The 18,086-nt window shown below is 52.8% G+C and carries 17 protein-coding genes and 2 pseudogenes; 10 read left to right on the forward strand and 9 right to left on the reverse strand.

Annotated features, from left to right (window positions below; all coding sequences use genetic code 11):
* Nucleotides 1-651: 651 nt before the first annotated feature.
* The 4 genes from HA51_RS07545 to HA51_RS07560 all read right to left on the reverse strand — a co-directional run bounded on the left by HA51_RS07545 (nucleotide 652) and on the right by HA51_RS07560 (nucleotide 4,625).
* Nucleotides 652-1,143, reverse strand: coding sequence for a GNAT family N-acetyltransferase (locus tag HA51_RS07545; RefSeq protein WP_084933932.1), 492 nt, complete (start codon nucleotides 1,141-1,143; stop codon nucleotides 652-654).
* Nucleotides 1,144-1,237: 94 nt separating this feature from the next.
* Nucleotides 1,238-2,263: a Gfo/Idh/MocA family protein gene (locus tag HA51_RS07550; RefSeq protein ID WP_084933933.1), complete on the reverse strand. Its 1,026-nt coding sequence runs from the start codon at nucleotides 2,261-2,263 to the stop codon at nucleotides 1,238-1,240.
* Between the two features lie 120 nt (nucleotides 2,264-2,383).
* A complete protein-coding gene (locus tag HA51_RS07555) occupies nucleotides 2,384-3,565 on the reverse strand; it encodes an NAD(P)/FAD-dependent oxidoreductase (protein WP_084933934.1) in 1,182 nt (393 codons plus the stop codon).
* Between the two features lie 118 nt (nucleotides 3,566-3,683).
* Entirely contained in the window at nucleotides 3,684-4,625 is a 942-nt protein-coding gene (locus tag HA51_RS07560; protein WP_084933935.1) for a 2-hydroxyacid dehydrogenase, read from the reverse strand.
* A gap of 254 nt (nucleotides 4,626-4,879) precedes the next feature.
* On the opposite strand from HA51_RS07560, the gene HA51_RS07565 reads away from it, so the two are divergent.
* From HA51_RS07565 to crtB, 5 genes are read left to right on the forward strand one after another with little or no spacing between them, the layout of a single operon-like run.
* Nucleotides 4,880-5,785, forward strand: coding sequence for a polyprenyl synthetase family protein (locus HA51_RS07565; protein WP_084933936.1), 906 nt, complete (start codon nucleotides 4,880-4,882; stop codon nucleotides 5,783-5,785).
* 14 nt (nucleotides 5,786-5,799) lie between these two features.
* Entirely contained in the window at nucleotides 5,800-7,071 is a 1,272-nt protein-coding gene (locus tag HA51_RS07570) for a glycosyltransferase (RefSeq protein WP_084933937.1), read from the forward strand.
* Entirely contained in the window at nucleotides 7,071-8,240 is a 1,170-nt protein-coding gene (gene crtY, locus HA51_RS07575) for a lycopene beta-cyclase CrtY (RefSeq protein ID WP_084933938.1), read from the forward strand. Before HA51_RS07570 ends, crtY begins: the two co-directional genes overlap by 1 nt.
* On the forward strand, nucleotides 8,240-9,721 hold the full coding sequence (locus HA51_RS07580) for a phytoene desaturase (protein WP_084933939.1): 1,482 nt from the start codon (nucleotides 8,240-8,242) through the stop codon (nucleotides 9,719-9,721). The genes crtY and HA51_RS07580 overlap by 1 nt, the downstream gene beginning before the upstream one ends.
* A complete protein-coding gene (crtB, locus tag HA51_RS07585; RefSeq protein WP_084933940.1) occupies nucleotides 9,718-10,647 on the forward strand; it encodes a 15-cis-phytoene synthase CrtB in 930 nt (309 codons plus the stop codon). The genes HA51_RS07580 and crtB overlap by 4 nt, the downstream gene beginning before the upstream one ends.
* On the opposite strand, the gene HA51_RS07590 is transcribed toward crtB, so the two are convergent.
* Nucleotides 10,586-11,116 (reverse strand): sterol desaturase family protein, encoded by a 531-nt coding sequence (locus HA51_RS07590; RefSeq protein WP_084933941.1) that lies wholly within the window; start codon nucleotides 11,114-11,116, stop codon nucleotides 10,586-10,588. The genes crtB and HA51_RS07590 overlap by 62 nt on opposite strands.
* A gap of 152 nt (nucleotides 11,117-11,268) precedes the next feature.
* Between HA51_RS07590 and HA51_RS07595 the strand changes: the two genes are divergently transcribed.
* From HA51_RS07595 to HA51_RS07605, 3 genes and pseudogenes are all read left to right on the forward strand, one after another.
* The gene (locus HA51_RS07595; protein WP_084933942.1) at nucleotides 11,269-11,508 is read left to right on the forward strand and encodes a type II toxin-antitoxin system CcdA family antitoxin; all 240 of its coding nucleotides are present in this window, start codon (nucleotides 11,269-11,271) and stop codon (nucleotides 11,506-11,508) included.
* Nucleotides 11,509-11,510: 2 nt separating this feature from the next.
* Nucleotides 11,511-11,819 (forward strand): CcdB family protein, encoded by a 309-nt coding sequence (locus HA51_RS07600; RefSeq protein WP_084933943.1) that lies wholly within the window; start codon nucleotides 11,511-11,513, stop codon nucleotides 11,817-11,819.
* Nucleotides 11,820-11,949: 130 nt separating this feature from the next.
* A pseudogene (locus HA51_RS07605) lies at nucleotides 11,950-13,139 on the forward strand (CynX/NimT family MFS transporter).
* 2 nt (nucleotides 13,140-13,141) lie between these two features.
* On the opposite strand, the pseudogene sfnG reads toward HA51_RS07605, so the two are convergent.
* The 3 genes and pseudogenes from sfnG to HA51_RS27670 all read right to left on the reverse strand — a co-directional run bounded on the left by sfnG (nucleotide 13,142) and on the right by HA51_RS27670 (nucleotide 15,392).
* A pseudogene (gene sfnG, locus HA51_RS07610) lies at nucleotides 13,142-14,229 on the reverse strand (dimethylsulfone monooxygenase SfnG).
* A gap of 291 nt (nucleotides 14,230-14,520) precedes the next feature.
* Nucleotides 14,521-14,913, reverse strand: coding sequence for a LysR substrate-binding domain-containing protein (locus HA51_RS27665; protein ID WP_211282915.1), 393 nt, complete (start codon nucleotides 14,911-14,913; stop codon nucleotides 14,521-14,523).
* Nucleotides 14,907-15,392, reverse strand: coding sequence for a LysR family transcriptional regulator (locus HA51_RS27670; RefSeq protein WP_211282916.1), 486 nt, complete (start codon nucleotides 15,390-15,392; stop codon nucleotides 14,907-14,909). The genes HA51_RS27665 and HA51_RS27670 overlap by 7 nt, the downstream gene beginning before the upstream one ends.
* Nucleotides 15,393-15,527: 135 nt before the next feature.
* Between HA51_RS27670 and HA51_RS07620 the strand changes: the two genes are divergently transcribed.
* Nucleotides 15,528-16,364, forward strand: coding sequence for an MBL fold metallo-hydrolase (locus HA51_RS07620; protein WP_245840185.1), 837 nt, complete (start codon nucleotides 15,528-15,530; stop codon nucleotides 16,362-16,364).
* A 4-nt stretch (nucleotides 16,365-16,368) separates the two neighbouring features.
* On the opposite strand, the gene HA51_RS07625 is transcribed toward HA51_RS07620, so the two are convergent.
* A complete protein-coding gene (locus HA51_RS07625) occupies nucleotides 16,369-16,719 on the reverse strand; it encodes an ArsR/SmtB family transcription factor (protein WP_084933944.1) in 351 nt (116 codons plus the stop codon).
* Between the two features lie 278 nt (nucleotides 16,720-16,997).
* Here HA51_RS07625 and HA51_RS07630 point away from each other — a divergent pair, with 278 nt between their 5' ends.
* Nucleotides 16,998-18,011, forward strand: coding sequence for a LacI family DNA-binding transcriptional regulator (locus HA51_RS07630; RefSeq protein WP_084933945.1), 1,014 nt, complete (start codon nucleotides 16,998-17,000; stop codon nucleotides 18,009-18,011).
* The last annotated feature ends 75 nt before the right edge of the window (nucleotides 18,012-18,086 follow it).

The raw sequence follows: 18,086 nt of genomic DNA on the forward strand, positions 1-18,086 counted from the left end.
ACAAAGGGCACCGTGTCTGAGGCCACAGCGCCTCTGATGCTGCCACGGGCTATCCGCAGCGCTGAGGCGGAGACGTTGTGCCAGGAGCCGGTCGCATGGATGCGACTGGCAGTTCGGGTTGGCCTGGATGGCCTTACCCGAACGGTCCGTCCGGCGCGACGTTGCAGCCGAAGGTACCGCGGAGCGGCGCGAGGACGGCCCGGCAGAAGCAGAGGCGCTTTGGCCCGCACAGAGCGCACATAACAAAAGTCGGCACTCTAGAAAATGGCAGACTCACCTGAACAGGTGCTTAACTGACAACCATTACAGTTTGTGACCGTCATTTATCATTTTACCTCCCCCGCCGAGCCCTAATCATGGCTTGCCCGAACTGCCGTACCTCTTGTGGCGCCCAGCATCGGCGCGACAAAGGTGCATCATCATCGACAGCCGCGGGTAAAGGTACTTTTTCTAACGTACCGCGATTGCAAATAGCACACGCCAGCGTGGCGGGGGGTATGCCAAGGTAGCGAGCCATTTCCGGCAGAGTCATCGGGGAAGTGCGCATCATAGCCTCCTCATTGCATGTGATTTGACATCCATGGTTGAGCAGGCTTTAGCGGAACATTTTGATCGCGATCAGCTAGCCAATTATTTTAGGTTAAAAAATAATCACAGCTGCATCAGCATCTCGTGCCACGCCATGCCGCCATGATCGGAGTCCGAGGGTTTGATGTACTGGTAGCCAAACTTCTTATATAAATCAACATGATGAGTTTTACACATCAGATGGATTGTCTGCTTATCCATCTGTTTCATGGTATCAATGAATTGGCGCATCATCTGGGTAGCGTACCCTTTCCCTTGATAAGCCGGATCCAGCACCACTGACATAATCACCACATTCGGTGCCGCAGGATCATGCCCGACGAGTTCTTTGAACGCTTCGTCCGACATCACAACATCCCAAGCGCAACCCGCGTTGATAAAGCCAATAACCTTGCCGTTGACTTCCAGGCATATAAAGCCTTGAGGGTATTGAGCTATACGCGTCGCAATCTTCTCACGCGTGGCCGCTTCATCACCCTCGTAAGCTTCAATTTCAATGGAATAACAGCGGTCGACGTCCGCTAGAGTGGCATTTCTAAACATTAAATTCGACACAACTAAGACCTGAGATTCATTTCTGAGACGGGTATTCTAGCAGGGTAAAGTGGCGTCAGGAAAAATCGCGCTGCTAAAAAGCAGCGCTCCACAATCATGCCAGTTCAACCACACTATTCTCTCGTGCACTGATAAAAGCGGCATCCAGCACAGCCAGAACTTCAATCGCCTGTTCTGGGGTAACCGGCGGTTCGCTTCCTTCCTTCACAGCCTTGGCAAAGGCTTCGTAATAAGCATGATAGGCGCCTTGTTCAGAAGGCACACGCTCAGAACCTTGTGGGGTATTCAGTGTGCCCCAGCGTTCTGGTTGCTCAAATCCCCAGTTGGCCAAATCGTCCGTTGGGCGCTGACCAGCAAAAATAGCCTGCGCCTGGACATCGGTTCCTTGTGAAACAAAGCTCCCGGCATCCCCATAAAGTCGAAACTCACGACAAACAAAACGATTCAGTTTAGTGGCGGACAGATAAGACTTGGTGCCATTGTGATGCGTTAAGGTCAGCACAAAGCTAGCATCGGTTGGCCCGACCGGCAGATCGATAATATCTAACTGCGCGTAGACTGATTTTACCGGACCCAGCAAAAACAGTGCCTGATCAACAACATGGCTGCCTAAATCACGCAGAAGGCCTCCCGTTTCCCCGCCTTCGAGGGTGTTGGCATCATCTAAATCCATCCGGTTGTGTAAACGCCACACTTTTCCCACGCGGTTTTGTTCAATCAGTTTCTTGAGCGTGCGAACATCATGGTCAAACCGTCGATTGTGATAAACGCTGAGCACCACACCCTTGGCTTTCGCTGCCGCAGCCAGTTCGCGCCCGGTTTTAGCATCCGGTGCAAAGGGTTTATCGGCAATCACGGCAACGCCAGCTTCGATTGCTTCCAACACCAACTCGCGACGGGTTTGTGGCGGTGTGGTGATGGTCACTGCATCAACGCCCGCCGCCAGCATCTCTGTCAGGCTGGCATAAATCGGGATGTCAGGAAAATCCGCTTTCACTCGTGCAATAGTTTCCGGTGCCCGTGCGACAATGCCTGCTAACTCAACGCCTTGTGCTGCGTTGATAAATGGCGCGTGAAAGTGCTTTCCACCCGTGCCATAGCCCACAATACCGATTTTCATGCTGCCTCCATGTGATTGAGAAGAGTCATAATGCCCGTCATTAATAACATAATGGCAACAAGCAAACTCTATATGCACCCGCAAAACGGCATAAAAATATCATTTTCAGATAAAATGGCTCTACTGTGCCGCCGGGAAATTCCGCTTGATGGGGGCAAATTCGCTGACACTTCTTCCCAGCAAGCGTTGAGGACGGAAATCGCCGAGCAATGCACTGGACGTATCTTCCACCAGCTCTTGTGCCACCAGTTTGCCGATCAACGGGGACAGTGTAATACCGCTGTGTGTCACCGCCAGGTAGACGCGTTGCTGTGGCGTAACAAAACCAACTGCCGGTAACCCGTCGGCTGGCCGGGCACGCTGCCCAACAACAATCTGTTCAATTTGTAGCTCTCCCGCATCAGCAAACAAAGAGTGATAGCGTTCGCGGAACTGCTGGGCGATTTCACCTGTTATGGGAGGCGGCGCGCTTGGATCGGCTAAATCATCAAGCGCCAGTGCTTGTAACAGCAGACGACCACCACCGTCAGGACGCACATTCAGCTGCGGCGAGATTAAATTTGCGCTCAGTGAAAGCGGCTGTGGTGCCGTGCGTACCAGGAAGCTGCAGGCAATCGCATTCGGTTTGCTGGTATCGAGCAGGGCCAGATTGAGATTGAGCGAGTCAAGCAACTGGTTAGCCCAGCGCCCAGTGGCGATCACCACACGATCGCCCTGCCACTGCTCTCCGTTTTCAAGGTGCAGTGTGACGCCATTCGCCTGCTCAGAGAGTCGAATGACAGTGTGATGTTGATGCAGAATTGCACCTTGAGCGCGCGCTTCTGACCATAACCGCGCCAGATACAGCGCCGGATGCAACACTGACTCCGTCGGGAAATGCCATAAAGCGCCGCTAACAGCTTGCGATCGAAGCTCAGGAATTTCACGCTGGAGTTCGTCCAGTGTCACTTCACGTGCCGGATACCCCAAGGATTGAAGCGAGCTGGCGCGTTGCTGCAGGCGATGCTGGGCTTCTCCTTCGGCAGCCCACTCCCAGGTACCGCAGGTTTCCAGCCAGCGTAAGCCGTTAGGTTGCGACTGCTGTAATTTAGCGTGTTCCTCCATCGAAAGCGCATTGAGCTGGTGATAGCTAAGCGGTTGCTTACCGTTGGAGTTAACCCATGCAAATGTGGTGCTGCTGGTACCCGCCCCGATGTGCTGTTGCTCAAAAATCGTGACGTGCACGCCCTGTAAAGCCAAAGCGCGCGCCACCGCTAATCCGATGACGCCGCCGCCAATAATGGCAATTTTTTGAGTGGACATGAATGGCTCCTGAATGAATGGCCAATATCATAACAGCGTCCACCTACAGAAATTGCAATGGCTAGAGAACGAATAATGCGTTGGATATAAGGAAATCGTCTGTTGCCAGATTATTCCCCTATATTGCTGTCAGCATTTTTCCGCTTGAGAAAAAGGCCAACAGATTCTCAAATACATTATTTGACATCGCTTCACGCGTTTCATGGGTCGCGCTGGCAATATGTGGCGTTAAAAGCACATTATCCAATTCACGCAGCGCAGGGTGAATCATCGGCTCATGCGGGAACACATCCAGCGCCGCACCCTTAATGGTTCTCTGTTGCAGTGCGGAAATCAGATCGTTTTCATTAACGACGGTGCCGCGCGCAATATTGATCAGCACGCCCTCTTTACCCAATGCGGCCAACACTTTCGCATCCACCAGTTGCAGATTCTCGGGACTACCCGGCAAGGCTAGCACCAGAAAATCACTAAAAGCTGCCAGTTGTTCGATGTTCTCGCAGCGTTTATAAGGGACATCCTTGGCACTGCGCGCGGTATAAGCAACCTCCATGCCGAATGCCTCGGCACGGCGGGCAATTGCCTTTCCAATGGCACCTAACCCCGCGATTCCCATGCGTTTACCGCTGGCTTTACTAGAGAGTGTGACACCGTTATTTTCCCAAGCACCCGACCGCGCAAATTGATGGTTGGCCACCAGATTACGCGTGAACCCTAACGTTAAGGTCATCGCCAAATCGGCGACATCGTCGGTCAGGATGTCGCTCGTGATACTCACCTGAATGCCCTGTGCTTTGGTGTAACCCAGATCAATGCGATCGGTTCCCACGCCAAAAACGGCAATCGCTTTACTGGCCGGCAGTTGTTCCAGCAGTGCGGTTTCCACACCAACGTCACCACGCGTCACAATACCTTTGATCTCTTCACCATGTTGCTGAAGAAATTGTGCGGGTTCTTGATACTCATATAAACGATGGCAATGAAAATGCTGTGAGAGCTTCTCATCCAACTGTGGCATCAGCGGTTGAATAATCAAAATAGTCGGTTGCGAATTACTCATTTAATTTTCCTGATAGACATTCATTTCTGAGCAGCCTACCGGATGATTTTATGTTACGGCATCGCTGTTACTTTTTTCGCTAATAAGATCACGCAGAAAATACTTTCATCACGTGACGGAAATATCACGGACTTCTCGGTCCTGGTTTGATGAAGGAAATACGCAACTCGCTTCGCTCGCTGGCGAACTCACCTTACGCAGTCTACGGTTAATTAAAAAAACCATAACAATTTCACTCACCATGGAAAGCCACTATGACCGCCCATGTAGACATCACAGCAAACCCAGAAAGCGAACTTAATCAGCTGCATCAACACCTACAGGCGCATTTGGAGCAACTGCTCCCGGCAGGTCAGCAAACGGATCATGTGCGGGCAGCCATGCGGGCTGGTGCACTGACGCCAGGCAAACGGATCCGTCCTTTGCTCTTGTTGCTCGCGGCGCGTGATATGGGTTGTGATGCCTTACAGCATGGCGTGCTAAATCTCGCCTGTGCGGTGGAGATGGTACATGCGGCCTCACTGATCCTTGATGATATTCCCTCAATGGACAATGCCCAGATGCGGCGTGGGCGCCCCACCATACACCGTCAATTTGGTGAAAATGTCGCGATTCTGGCGGCAATTGCTTTGCTGAGTCGTGCATTTGAGGTGATTGCCATTGCACCCGATTTACCGGCATGGCAAAAATCAGAAGCGATTGCCGAACTCTCCTCTGCGGTAGGTTTGCAAGGACTGGTGCAGGGACAATTTCAGGATTTACACCAAGGTGCTCAAAGTCGCAGCCCTGAAGCGATTGCCATCACCAATGAACTCAAAACCAGCGTGCTATTTCGAGCAACGCTGCAAATGGCCGCGATTGCTGCCGACGCGACGCCACAAATGCGTCAAAAACTCAGCTATTTTGCACAAGACTTGGGACAAGCATTTCAGTTGCTGGACGATCTCGCCGATGGCTACAAGCACACCGGCAAGGACACCCACCAGGACTTAGGCAAATCGACGCTGGTCCAGATGTTGGGCGCTGACGGTGCTGAACGCCGCCTACGTGATCATCTGCGTAGCGCCGATGCGCATCTGGCTTGTGCCTGTCACCGTGGCATTGCGACTCGTCAATACCTACATGCCCTGTTTAACCAGCAGCTGGCGATGTTTCACTGATCGCGGCGAAGCCTATGGGGCACTTTGCCGTTATTGCGCCGCCACTGTATAGCCATTTTCATGCACTGCAGGCTTTATCGCAGGCATTAATGGCACGCGGCCATCGCATTACTTTCCTCCAACAAGCTGATGCACACAGCTTGTTAAGCGATCCGCGCATCAATTTTGTTCCTGTGGGTGAACGCTCACACCCTCTCGGTTCACTGGCTGCAGTGTTACATCATCTCGCGTCACCGTTATCCTTGTTCCGCGTGATTGCGGATATTGCCGCCAGCACCGATATGTTGTGCCGTGAATTGCCTGCAAAACTTAGAGCCTTACAAATTGATGGCGTGATTGCTGACCAGATGGAGGCCGCGGGTGGATTGGTGGCGGAAGCGATGCATTTGCCCTTTGTTTCGGTGGCTTGCGCTTTGCCGGTCAATCGTGAACCGGGTATTCCGCTGGCCGTCATGCCGTTTCGCTTTGGTCAGGATGAGAAAGCACTGCAACGCTTTCAAGCCAGTCAAGACATCTACGACCGCATTATGCAGCGCCATGGCGAAGTGGTTGCCCAGCATGCGAACCGCTTTGGTTTACCGGCGCGCCGGGCATTGCATCAATGCCTGTCACCGCTGGCACAAATTAGCCAGCTCGTGCCCGCCTTAGATTTTCCACGCCGCCATCTGCCCGCTAATTTTCATGCTATTGGGTTGTTGCAAGCACCGCTTTTGCCTGAACCGCCTTGTGCCCCATGGCCGACATTATCTCAGCCTGTGGTTTACGCTTCGTTAGGGACACTGCAAGGCCAACGGTTTCGCCTGTTTCATCATCTGGCACAGGCATGCCGCAATAGAGGACTGTCTCTGGTGATTGCTCATTGTGGCGGCTTGACCTCAGAACAAACGCAGCAATTGCAAGAAGCGGGTGCCTCATGGGTGACCGACTTCCTCGATCAGCGCGCCGCATTACAACACGCCAAACTATTTATTACGCACGCGGGGCTTAACAGTGCCCTGGAAGCGTTGGAATGCGGTACCCCCATGCTGGCTCTTCCGCTCGCCTTTGATCAACCCGGCGTGGCGGCGCGTATTGAGTGGCATGGAGTGGGCCGCCGGGCGTCTCGTTTCAGCCGTGTACATCAATTGGAAAATCATCTGCAAAAATTGTTGGATGACGATCGTTATACGCAGCGTATATCGGCTATTCAGTCGCAATTACAAAAGGCAGGTGGGAGTAAGCGAGCGGCCGAAATCGTGGAACAAGCGTTGGTACAACAACGGGTTGTTGTTGCGGAGGCAAACTGATGCGTGAAGATTACGACCTGATTTTAGTGGGAGCGGGCCTGGCAAACGGCCTGATCGCCATACGTCTGCGCCAGTTACAACCACACTTACGTCTGCTGATGCTAGAAAGCCAATCGCAACCGGCTGGCAATCACACTTGGTCGTTCCATCAGGATGACCTCACCGCTCACCAGATGCAGTGGATACACCCCTTAATCTCCCATCGCTGGTCCGGCTATCAGGTCCGTTTCCCCTCTTTTCGTCGTAATGTTAGTGGCGATTACTGCTCGATTGCCTCCGCCGACTTTGCACGCCAGCTTTATAGCACCATGGGCGACACACTCTGGACAGAAGCCCCGGTCAGTGATGTCAGGCCGACTCAGGTCACGCTGGCTGACGGACGCGTGCTGCACGCCACCGCAGTGATTGACGGCCGTGGACTGCAACCTACACCGCACCTGCAACTCGGTTATCAGTCATTTGTGGGTCAGGAGTGGCATCTGACGAAACCCCACGGCCTCTCGCAGCCCATTTTGATGGATGCCACTGTGGATCAGCAGCAGGGCTATCGCTTTGTTTACACACTTCCGCTCAGTGTTGATCGCCTGTTAATTGAAGATACGCATTACATCAATCAACCAACACTGGATGACAGCATCGCGCGGCAGAACATCGCTGACTATGCTCAAGAGCGTAGTTGGTCGTTAGGCCGACTGTTGCGCGAAGAACGAGGTGCACTGCCGATTACACTTAACGGCGATATTGACGGCTTCTGGCAGCAACAGCACGACCAGCCATGCAGCGGGCTGCGTGCTGGACTGTTCCACGCTACCACGGGTTACTCCTTGCCTTCCGCAGTCACCTTGGCGGACAGCATCGCGACAATATTCCCCTGCGATGCCGCTCGCCTCAGCCAACACATTGATAGCGTTGCCCGGGATCAGTGGCAGACACAGCGTTTTTTCCGGTTATTAAATCGCATGCTGTTTTTAGCCGGGCATCCCGACCAGCGCTGGCGTGTCATGCAGCGTTTCTACCGGCTTGATGCCGGATTAATCAGTCGTTTTTATGCCGGGCGGCTCCGCTTCGGCGACAAAGCTCGAATCTTATGTGGCAAACCGCCGGTCCCTATCGGCGAAGCGGTACGCGCACTGTTGATGAACTCTTTTAAACCAGGGACGAAAGAATAATGACACGCACCTATGTGATTGGCGCTGGCTTTGGCGGCCTCGCACTGGCTATTCGCCTTCAGGCTGCCGGGATCCCCACCACCCTGCTGGAACAGCGCGACAAACCCGGTGGACGCGCCTATGCCTGGCAAGAACAGGGCTTTACCTTCGATGCTGGGCCAACCGTGATCACCGATCCTACGGCCATTGAGGCGCTGTTCACTCTGGCAGGGAAATCGTTAAGCGATTACGTCGACTTAATGCCAGTGACGCCGTTCTATCGTCTGTGCTGGGAAGATGGTAAGCAACTCGATTACGACAACAATCAGCCGCAACTGGAACAGCAGATTGCGGCGTTCAATCCGCAGGATGTCGCTGGGTATCGCCAGTTTCTGGCTTATTCCCAGTCTGTGTTCAGGGAGGGGTATTTAAAGCTGGGTACTGTCCCTTTTTTGCATTTTCGTGACATGCTGCGCGCCGGGCCTCAACTGGGGCGTTTGCAGGCGTGGCGCAGCGTCTACAGCATGGTGGCGAAATTCATTCAGGACGATCACCTGCGCCAGGCATTCTCTTTTCATTCTTTGCTGGTGGGCGGTAATCCTTTTGCAACGTCTTCGATTTATACCTTAATTCATGCACTGGAGCGCGAATGGGGCGTGTGGTTTCCGCGCGGTGGGACAGGTGCGTTAGTGCAAGGCATGGCACGTCTGTTTACTGACCTCGGTGGTGAACTGTTGTTGAACGCCGAAGTGAGCCAACTGGATACCACGGGCAACCGCATTAGTGGCGTACAACTCAAAGATGGGCGCCGTTTTCCAGCCGTTGCCGTCGCGTCCAATGCTGATGTGGTGCACACCTATGATCGCTTATTGCGTGGTCATCCCGCGGCGCGCAAGCGGGCTGCCGCGTTAAAACGCAAACGCATGAGTAACTCACTGTTCGTGCTCTATTTTGGTCTGAACCATCCGCATTCACAGCTGGCGCACCATACGGTCTGCTTCGGTCCGCGCTATCGCGAACTGATTGATGAAATTTTCAATAGCGGCCAGCTCTCGGACGATTTTTCGCTGTACCTGCATGCTCCCTGCTCCAGCGATCCTTCACTCGCCCCAGCAGGCTGTGGCAGCTTTTACGTATTGGCACCCGTGCCGCATCTCGGCACTGCTGCAATCAACTGGCAACAGGAAGGACCGCGTTTACGCGATCGCATTTTTGCTTATCTGGAGGAGCACTATATGCCGGGATTACGTCAGCAATTGGTGACGCACCGAATGTTTACACCCTTGGATTTCCGCGACACGCTTCATGCTCACCATGGCTCGGCGTTTTCGCTTGAACCCATTTTGACGCAAAGTGCCTGGTTCCGTCCGCACAACCGTGATGCTGATATCACCAATCTCTATCTGGTCGGAGCCGGTACGCATCCAGGTGCAGGCGTGCCCGGCGTGATAGGTTCCGCCAAAGCCACGGCCCAGTTAATGCTGGAGGATCTCGCCGGATGAACCGTCAGCCCCTCCTTGAGCAAGTGACGCAAACCATGGCGGTGGGGTCGAAGAGTTTCGCCACCGCAGCCAAACTTTTTGATGCGCCGACACGCCGCAGTACCTTGATGTTATACGCCTGGTGCCGCCACTGCGATGATGTGATTGATGGACAAACGCTCGGCGAAGGCGGCACGCAGCATATTGTGGAAGATGCACAGGCGCGTATGCTGCATCTGCAAATTGAAACGCGACGCGCCTATAGCGGTGCGCACATGGACGAACCCGCGTTCAAAGCGTTTCAGGAAGTGGCCTTGATTCATCGTCTCCCGCCACAATTAGCGTTCGATCATCTGGAAGGATTTGCGATGGACGCACGCGCAGAGCATTACGCTACCTTCGACGATACGCTGCGTTATTGTTATCACGTGGCTGGTGTCGTGGGGTTAATGATGGCGCGCGTCATGGGTGTGCGCGATGAAGCGGTGTTGGATCGCGCCTGTGACCTAGGGCTTGCCTTTCAGCTCACCAATATCGCACGAGATATCGTCGAAGACGCACAGAATGGGCGTTGCTACCTGCCACAAAGCTGGTTGGATGAGGCCGGTTTAAGCGGCCAGAATCTGGCAGACCCACAACACCGTACTGCGCTGGCACCACTGGCAGCACGCCTGGTGCGCGAGGCAGAACCCTATTATCTTTCAGCACGATCGGGCTTACCGGGTTTGCCATTACGTTCCGCGTGGGCAATTGCCACCGCACGCGGCGTGTATCGTGAAATTGGTGTGAAGGTGCAACACGCTGGTGCTCGCGCGTGGGATGCACGACAGCGCACCAGCAGCAGCGAAAAGTTGGCACTATTGGTAAAAGGAGCCGGGCTTGCGATTACTTCGCGTTTGTCTCGTCCTGAGTCACGCCCTGAGGGTTTATGGCAGCGTCCGCGTTAACAGGCTTGTGGCGCTGACGCAGAGCCGCCTGCAATTTATGTAACGGCGGGGCATACAGAAAACCGAATGAGACACAACCTTCACGACCCCGCACCGCATGATGCATGCGGTGCGCCATATACAGGCGTTTAAGGTAGCCCTTGCGCGGAATATAACGGAATGGCCAGCGTTGATGCACTAAGCCATCATGCACCATAAAATAGAGTGCGCCATACAGCGTGACCCCTGCCCCAATCCATTGCAACGGCCAAACACCGTTCACGCCGATATAGATCAGCGCGATAGCCATGAGCATAAACACCACGGCGTAGAGATCGTTAAGTTCAAACTTGCCGTCGTGCGGTTCATGGTGTGAGAGGTGCCACCCCCAGCCCCAACCGTGCATGATGTATTTGTGCGACAGCGCCGCCACCACTTCCATCACCACCACTGCCGCAAGCAGGATCAGCGCATTCCATAACCAGAGCATCGTGCGTCCATTGGTGTAAGCAGAGGCTTTAAAGGTGGACGCAGATGGCTATTGTTGCAAGTGAACATTAATCGCAAGGCAAAATTGCCGGCTGTTGTTTTTTCATCCATAATCACTTGCATTGTGACACGTGTTAATCACACGGGGGATTTATGCCAAAAACCAGTGTTAAAACAAAGAAAACCGTCAGCGTGACCGTTGAGCCGCGACTTCTGCAACAAGCTCGTGAGGCCGGTTTGAACTTATCCGCCATTTTGACTGAAGCGTTGCGGCAAGAGATACGAGCCGCTGCAGCCGATAATTGGAAACGAGAGAATAGCGTGGGTTTAAAGGAGTTGAATCGTATTACCGAGGAACACGGATTACTGTCTGATGAATACAGGACGTTCTAGCAATGCAATATATGATTTACCGTAATACCAGCAGAAACAGTGCTTACCCTTATTTGGTTGATGTACAGAGCGATATTATTGATGAACTCAGTACGCGACTTGTCATTCCATTATTCCCCTTAAGCAAGTTTAAAAGTAAACAGGTAAAACGGCTGAATCCTGTCATAGAAATTGAGGGGGAGAACTACTTAGCCATGACACATGAAATGGCGAGCGTGCCTCTATCACTTTTAGGGCAACAAGTTATGGATGCTCGCCCTTATCGTCAGGCCATTAAAGATTCAATTGATTTTATTTTTGATGGGTTTTGAAACTTTACATCCCCACTTCCCCTCGCTAGTATTGCCCCCTCTCAGCGGAAATGAACAGCTGCGTACGCGTTAACGTCAATCAACGCACCATATGCAGAATCGATCTGCCTCATTTCTATGGTGCGAAAAAATGTCCCATACTGCTATCACTCAAAATGTAGCCCTACGTCGTACGGGTTTCTTCCTGTTTCTCCTGCTGCTGACTGCCGCCAATCTCCGCACACCGATTACCGCAACCGGACCGGTGCTGGAGAATATTCGCCAAAGTTTTGGCTTGAGCGCCAGTGCGGCAGGCGTCATTAACTTCTTACCACTGCTGATGTTCGCCACACTGGCTCCTCCCGCAGCCTGGTTTGGCAATCGCTTCGGTCTGGAACGCAGTTTATGGGGCTCACTGTTGCTGATTACGTTCGGTTCGGTGCTGCGCATCACCGGCAGTGAAAGCGCCATGTGGGCAGGAACCTTGGTCCTGAGTTCCGGCATCGCTGCAGCTAACGTTTTACTTCCCCCCTTATTAAACGCGATTTCACCGAGCATACGGCGCGCTATATTGGCCTGTATGCCATGGTGATGGGCATTTCAGCGAGCATTGCGTCGGGCATTGCGGTACCGCTGGCTGAGATGAGCTCAGTGGGTTGGCGCTTGTCGCTCGCCGTGTGGTTAGTGCCTGCATTTATTGCGCTATTCGCCTGGCTACCTTACCTCAAAAAGCCTGCAACACAGGCTCATGCTGCTGTCGCCAATGGGATAACCCGCTCTCCTTGGCGTGCCGCATTGGGCTGGCAGGTTTCACTGTTTATGGCCAGCCAATCACTGTTGTTTTATACGCTCATTGGCTGGTTCACCCCTTTCGCGCAAGACAACGGCATCAGCCAAATTGAAGCGGGCGGCATGCTGTTTGTGTATCAGATAGTCGCTATTGTTTCGAATCTGGTTTGTATGAGTGCCTTAAAGAAACTACGCGACCAACGCGCCATTGGCTTTATCGCTTCACTGCTGATCTTTGTCGCGGTCCTCGGTTTGCTGGTATTGCCGGCATGGTCACTGCTGTGGCTGATTCTGGCAGGATTGGGAGCGGGCGCATCGCTGGTCATCAGCCTGTCGCTGTTTAATTTGCGCACCCAGGATCATCGTCAAGCATCGAAACTCTCTGGCATGGCCCAGTGCGTAGGCTACGGACTGGCCGCACTGGGCCCGCTGTGCTTTGGGATGTTACACGATGCCAGCGGCAACTGGTCGCTGCCGCTGGTCATGCTATTGGCGGTCACCGTGGTGCAGATGGTGATGGCGCTGCTGGCGGGGCGTGCGCGCCATATCTGACATCAGGCTATTACTCGGCTTTCCTGGCGTTCCAACTCACGTACACGTGGAATGACCTCACGCCCGAAGAATTCGACGTCTTCGTGGAAGTGCAGGAACGCCAGCAACAGTAGGTCAACACCCGCGTGTTTTAACGCAATGATGCGCTCAGCAATCTGTTGCGGTGTGCCAATCAAATTGGTTTTAAAACCGTCGTTATACTGCACCAAATCTTCAAAAGACGATTTTGCCCAATTACCCTCCCCTTCAGGTGAGGCATTTCCTGCGTTCTTCACCTCATGCTGGAAGCCTTTCACAGCATCCGGATTAGCTTTCGCGATGATCTCCTGCAGCACACTCTGCGCTTCTTTTTCTGTGTCCCGGGCAATCACAAACCCGTTTAAACCGATTTTGACATGATGACCGTTGGCAGACGCTTTCGTTCGGATATCCTCCACCTGCTGCCGCACCCTTCGGGGGTATTTCCATTAGTGAAGTACCAGTCCGACACGCGTGCCGCCATATCGCGTGCCGCACGAGAACTGCCGCCCTGAAAGATTTCCGGTAAAGGTGAAAGCGGTTTTGGTTTTAAAGCGTAATCACGAAAGCGATAGAAATCACCGGCAAAGGTAAAGTTGTCCTCATGCCAGATGCCACGCAGGCAGCGTATAAACTCCTCTGAACGTAAATAGCGCTCTTCATGATCGAGCCACGGCTCGCCAATGGCTTTAAACTCCCCCCTAAACCAGCCGCTGACAATATTAACGGCAATGCGCGGACCGTAGAGATGGCTAATAGTGGCAATTTGTTTGGCGGCCAATACAGGATTCCACGGCCCTGGTAACAAGGCGGCGATTACCTTAAGTTTGGAGGTATGACTCAGCAGGTCCTGTGAGAAAGTCACCGATTCATGCTGATTATCTGCACCATATCCAGCAGTAAAGCGAATCTGTGTCAGTGCATAGTCAAAACCCGCTTTTTCAGCGATTTTCGCGAGTTCTCGGTTATAGTCTGCACCCCAATGTGTGCGCTGTTCGATCTGGCTGATCACTAACCCTCCAGATACATTAGGCACCCAGTAGGCAAACTGCAGCGGTTTCTGTTCAGGCATCGGCTTCTCCTTTCGAGATATATAATTAAATGACATTAAAAATCTAAAATTCAAATCTTTTATATATATCGTCATGCAGCCGTCATGCCAGCTTTGAGTAAATTTAACCTATTGATTTTTTGCGGATAATTTAAAATCCTTACGGCGATTCAGTTGCAAATACAGCAGCCGCTGTTGCCAGGCTGCTGCATTCACAACAGTTAAAATGAGAGAGATGTGGAATGACACCTAGTCAGGGCCACACAAGGTGTAACAGGTTTGATCTGCTTATTCGCACTCAGTGCAATTAACTCAATGACTCATGTCTAATGCATTCAGAAACTCACCAATTAGCGGCCTGGTATCCTCTTTACGCCATACGGCGTACAACGTGATATCAAGTGGCAACCATGGCAGCATCACCAGCGAAACCGTTTCGGGCACCCTTGCCGCCAAGCTCTGTTGAATAAAGGTAAAGCCCAGCCCGGCTTCAACACAGGCTAGCGCGGCCTGCGGGCCACTGACGTCTAAAACGATATTGGGCTGGAAACCGGCGAGTTCACAGGCGTGAAGCAGTCGTGAGCGAGCAGCAGGATTGAGATGCTGATGGTCGGCAATCCAGCGCTGGCCCTGCAAATCCTCCGGCGTAGGTGCGGCAATGGCCTGTGCTGTGGGCATGGCTAACAGGATCGGTTCTGTTAGCACTTTTTCTGCAAAAACAGCTCACTCATTTCTGGCGGCGTATGCAGCAGTGCGACATCCAACGCCCTTTCTTGCAGCAGTTCTTGTTGCTGTTTTGAGCGCATCGCGTGCAGATGAATATCAATGCCACTTGGGGCGTTGAGACGAGCCAGGGCTTCTGGTAGCAGACGCGAATGAATGGCTGCTTCGACATAACCAATATCCAGGCGCCCAACGTCTGCATGCATCAGGCTGCGTCCATAATCTTTCAGTCGTTCGTGATGGTGTAAAAATGGGGTGACCTCATCGAGAAATTTTCGTCCCGCTTCCGTTAATCGTAGGCGTTTTTTCTCGCGATGAAACAGGGTTACCCCTAGCTCACTCTCCAATTGTTGAATCTGCCTGCTCAGCGGAGATTGCGAAATATGCAGTCTTTCAGCCGCCTGACCGACATGTTCTAACAGCGCCACAGTGGCAAAAGATCGCAGTAATTTAATGTCCACAGCTCTTTCGGTCTCAACTCAGTCGAAAATGATGATAGTCACACCTCTCCGCTCACTGCAATATTTCCATGTTCTTGCAGGTCAATGAATGATCGGCAATTTATCCTTTTCCAATAATGAATAAAGGCGGTAATTGTGGCTCAACCCTTTTCAAATCAACGCGTGGGCAATTATTTAATTACGGCGATTAGCGACGGCACGATGAATGCCAGTCTGGCGCTGTTATCAGGCATTGAGCTGACTACCGCAGAGACGATTCAAGCGAAGTCTGGCATCGCGGCAGCGGGTGATATTCATATTTACAGCTATCTGATTCGTGGTGAAGGGCGCACGATATTGATTGATAGCGGCATGGGCGCAATCAATCATATTGGTGGGGAATTGCAGGGTAATCTGTTGGCATTGGGAGTGACTCGCGAGTCGATTGATACTGTTTTACTGACGCACGGCCATCCCGACCATATCGGTGGTCTGTTGGATGCGGCGGGGCAGCCTGCCTATGTTAATGCCCAACTTTATTTGCACCCGGCTGAAGCCGCCTTCTGGTTAGATGAACAGCAACTGAAAACCACCAGCGAGCGCACCCAACGCAACGCCTTACTGGTACGCCGCACCCTGGATGCTTACCGCCCTTCGTTACACTTGATTGAGCAGGCCGATATTAACGCGAATATTCGGGCCATCAGTTTGCCGGGTCACACGCCAGGTCACACCGGATACCTGATTCATTCCGGCAACGAGCGCCTGCTGGTCTGGGGCGATATTGTGCATTACCCGCACATTCAGTTAGCGCGGCCAGAAGTGTCTATTTCTTTCGATCACGACCCGGTTTTAGCTGAAGCAACACGCAAAGCCATTGTCGAGCAAGTTGTCAGGGATCAAACCCTAGTGGCAGGCATGCATTTCGGCGAATCGGCTGCTTTTGGACATATTGAAAATGATTCACCGACAGGATATTTACTGCGCGCGTAGGGCATCAGGAGGCTGCACTGTGGAAATCTTTCACGGTGCCGCGCGTCAGCCCATCTTGCGTGGTGGCCGTAAGAAATGCCTCCAACAGCCCCGGAAAACGCGCGTTAAGATCGTCGCGACGCAGTGATAAGAGATTCTCGCGTCCTGAAGGTTTCTGCCAAATGACGCCACTGTCGCGCAGTACACGCCAATGGTGCGTAAGGGTGGATTTGGAAACCCCTTTCAGCAGCGATCCGCAGGTGTGTTCACTGCCATCTGCCAGAATGCTGACCACACTCATACGCATAGGATTTCCGAGCGCCGCTAACACATTTTCCAGACGAATTTCCGCGCGCTGCGGGTGATTTTCCAGCATAACTGCCCCTTCTTTTCGTATAAACACGAAGTATCAGACAGCCAACCCAAGATGTACAGTGCAGCCACACGGCGTGCTAAACGAAATGAGACACCTCAATTTTGCACCCGGTTGCAAAAAGCGTTGCAATCGGGTGCAAAGATCAAACATAATCGTAACATCATAAAAACAGGGTTATTCGATGTCATTTGCATCAATCGTTTGTGCTTAGGTGTTTATTTTCAGTTGGCTTTCACGTTCAATGCAGGGATCTTCGTGTTCTCCCCTACGCAGGTGCTATGAATAAACCAACCGCAAAATCTCACAAAGCCACCGCGAGCGATGTGGCGCGTCTTGCTGGCGTCTCAAAATGGACCGTCTCTCGTGCCTTTACGCCCGGCGCATCGATCTCTGAAAAAGCACGCGAACAAGTGCTAAAAATTGCGAGTGAATTGGGTTATCGCCCTAACCTGCTGGCACGCAGCCTGTCGCAGAAGAAGACGCAGATCATTGGCGTAGTAATCGATGAGCTAAAAAATCCGCATTCCATGCTGATGCTCGATACGGTCACCCGCCAGCTACAACAGCGCGGCTACATGGCGTTGTTACTGAACATCGGCAGCGGCGAAAATTACAGCGCAGTGATGACGCTGGCAGACCAGTTACAGGTGGATGGCTTGCTGTTTCTCGGCACCGTCTTGACCGATGATCTGATCGGCGTGGCGCGAGAAATGCACCAAATTCCGCTAGTGCAAGTGTGCCGTAACAATGACGAGCCGGACATTGATGTGGTGAACATCGACGGACTCCGCGCCGGTAAACAGCTGGGTGAACTGCTGCTGGCGCAAGGTTACACCCGCATGGGTTACATGATGGGTCCGGAAACCAGCAGCCACCACACGCAGCGCCTTGAGGGCTTGCAGTTAGCCCTTAAGGCAGCCGGACTCACGCTGGAGTTACTGCTAACTACCGGTGTTTATTCCCGCGAGCGCAGTTATGAGGTATTGAGTGACTACCTCAACGCTCAGCCTCCCCAACAGCGCGTTGAGGCGCTGTTTTGCGAGAACGACATATTGGCACTTGGCGCACTCGCCGCGCTTCGCGATCACGCAGGCAACTCATTTATGGCCGTGGTGGGTTTCGATGATATCGATGAAGCCAGTTTGTCCAGCTGGCAGTTGACCACGTTTAGCCAGCAATTGGATTTAATTGTCACTGAAGCCCTCAACCGGCTGATTGACGAACGTGCCACTCCGGGTGGTGTTTGGTCTCAGGGAGAATTGCGGATACGACGCTCTCACCTGAAGCCGTGAGGTAACAAGAGATGAAGTTGTTTTTGTTTGATGCGAATAGGTCAGTTTCGTCATGCATCCGGCGTGGCCAGGTTG

The organism is Pantoea rwandensis (assembly GCF_002095475.1).
Lineage (GTDB): Bacteria > Pseudomonadota > Gammaproteobacteria > Enterobacterales > Enterobacteriaceae > Pantoea > Pantoea rwandensis.

Excerpts from the sequence above, each read along its gene's own strand:
- HA51_RS07550 (WP_084933933.1), bottom strand. The coding sequence starts at position 2,263 with ATGAAAATCGGTATTGTGGGCTATGGCACGGGTGGAAAGCACTTTCAC.
- HA51_RS07555 (WP_084933934.1), bottom strand. The coding sequence starts at position 3,565 with ATGTCCACTCAAAAAATTGCCATTATTGGCGGCGGCGTCATCGGATTA.
- HA51_RS07560 (WP_084933935.1), bottom strand. The coding sequence starts at position 4,625 with ATGAGTAATTCGCAACCGACTATTTTGATTATTCAACCGCTGATGCCA.
- HA51_RS07565 (WP_084933936.1), top strand. The coding sequence starts at position 4,880 with ATGACCGCCCATGTAGACATCACAGCAAACCCAGAAAGCGAACTTAAT.
- HA51_RS07570 (WP_084933937.1), top strand. The coding sequence starts at position 5,800 with ATGGGGCACTTTGCCGTTATTGCGCCGCCACTGTATAGCCATTTTCAT.
- crtY (WP_084933938.1), top strand. The coding sequence starts at position 7,071 with ATGCGTGAAGATTACGACCTGATTTTAGTGGGAGCGGGCCTGGCAAAC.
- HA51_RS07580 (WP_084933939.1), top strand. The coding sequence starts at position 8,240 with ATGACACGCACCTATGTGATTGGCGCTGGCTTTGGCGGCCTCGCACTG.
- crtB (WP_084933940.1), top strand. The coding sequence starts at position 9,718 with ATGAACCGTCAGCCCCTCCTTGAGCAAGTGACGCAAACCATGGCGGTG.
- HA51_RS07590 (WP_084933941.1), bottom strand. The coding sequence starts at position 11,116 with ATGCTCTGGTTATGGAATGCGCTGATCCTGCTTGCGGCAGTGGTGGTG.
- HA51_RS07595 (WP_084933942.1), top strand. The coding sequence starts at position 11,269 with ATGCCAAAAACCAGTGTTAAAACAAAGAAAACCGTCAGCGTGACCGTT.
- HA51_RS07600 (WP_084933943.1), top strand. The coding sequence starts at position 11,511 with ATGCAATATATGATTTACCGTAATACCAGCAGAAACAGTGCTTACCCT.
- HA51_RS07625 (WP_084933944.1), bottom strand. The coding sequence starts at position 16,719 with ATGCTGGAAAATCACCCGCAGCGCGCGGAAATTCGTCTGGAAAATGTG.
- HA51_RS07630 (WP_084933945.1), top strand. The coding sequence starts at position 16,998 with ATGAATAAACCAACCGCAAAATCTCACAAAGCCACCGCGAGCGATGTG.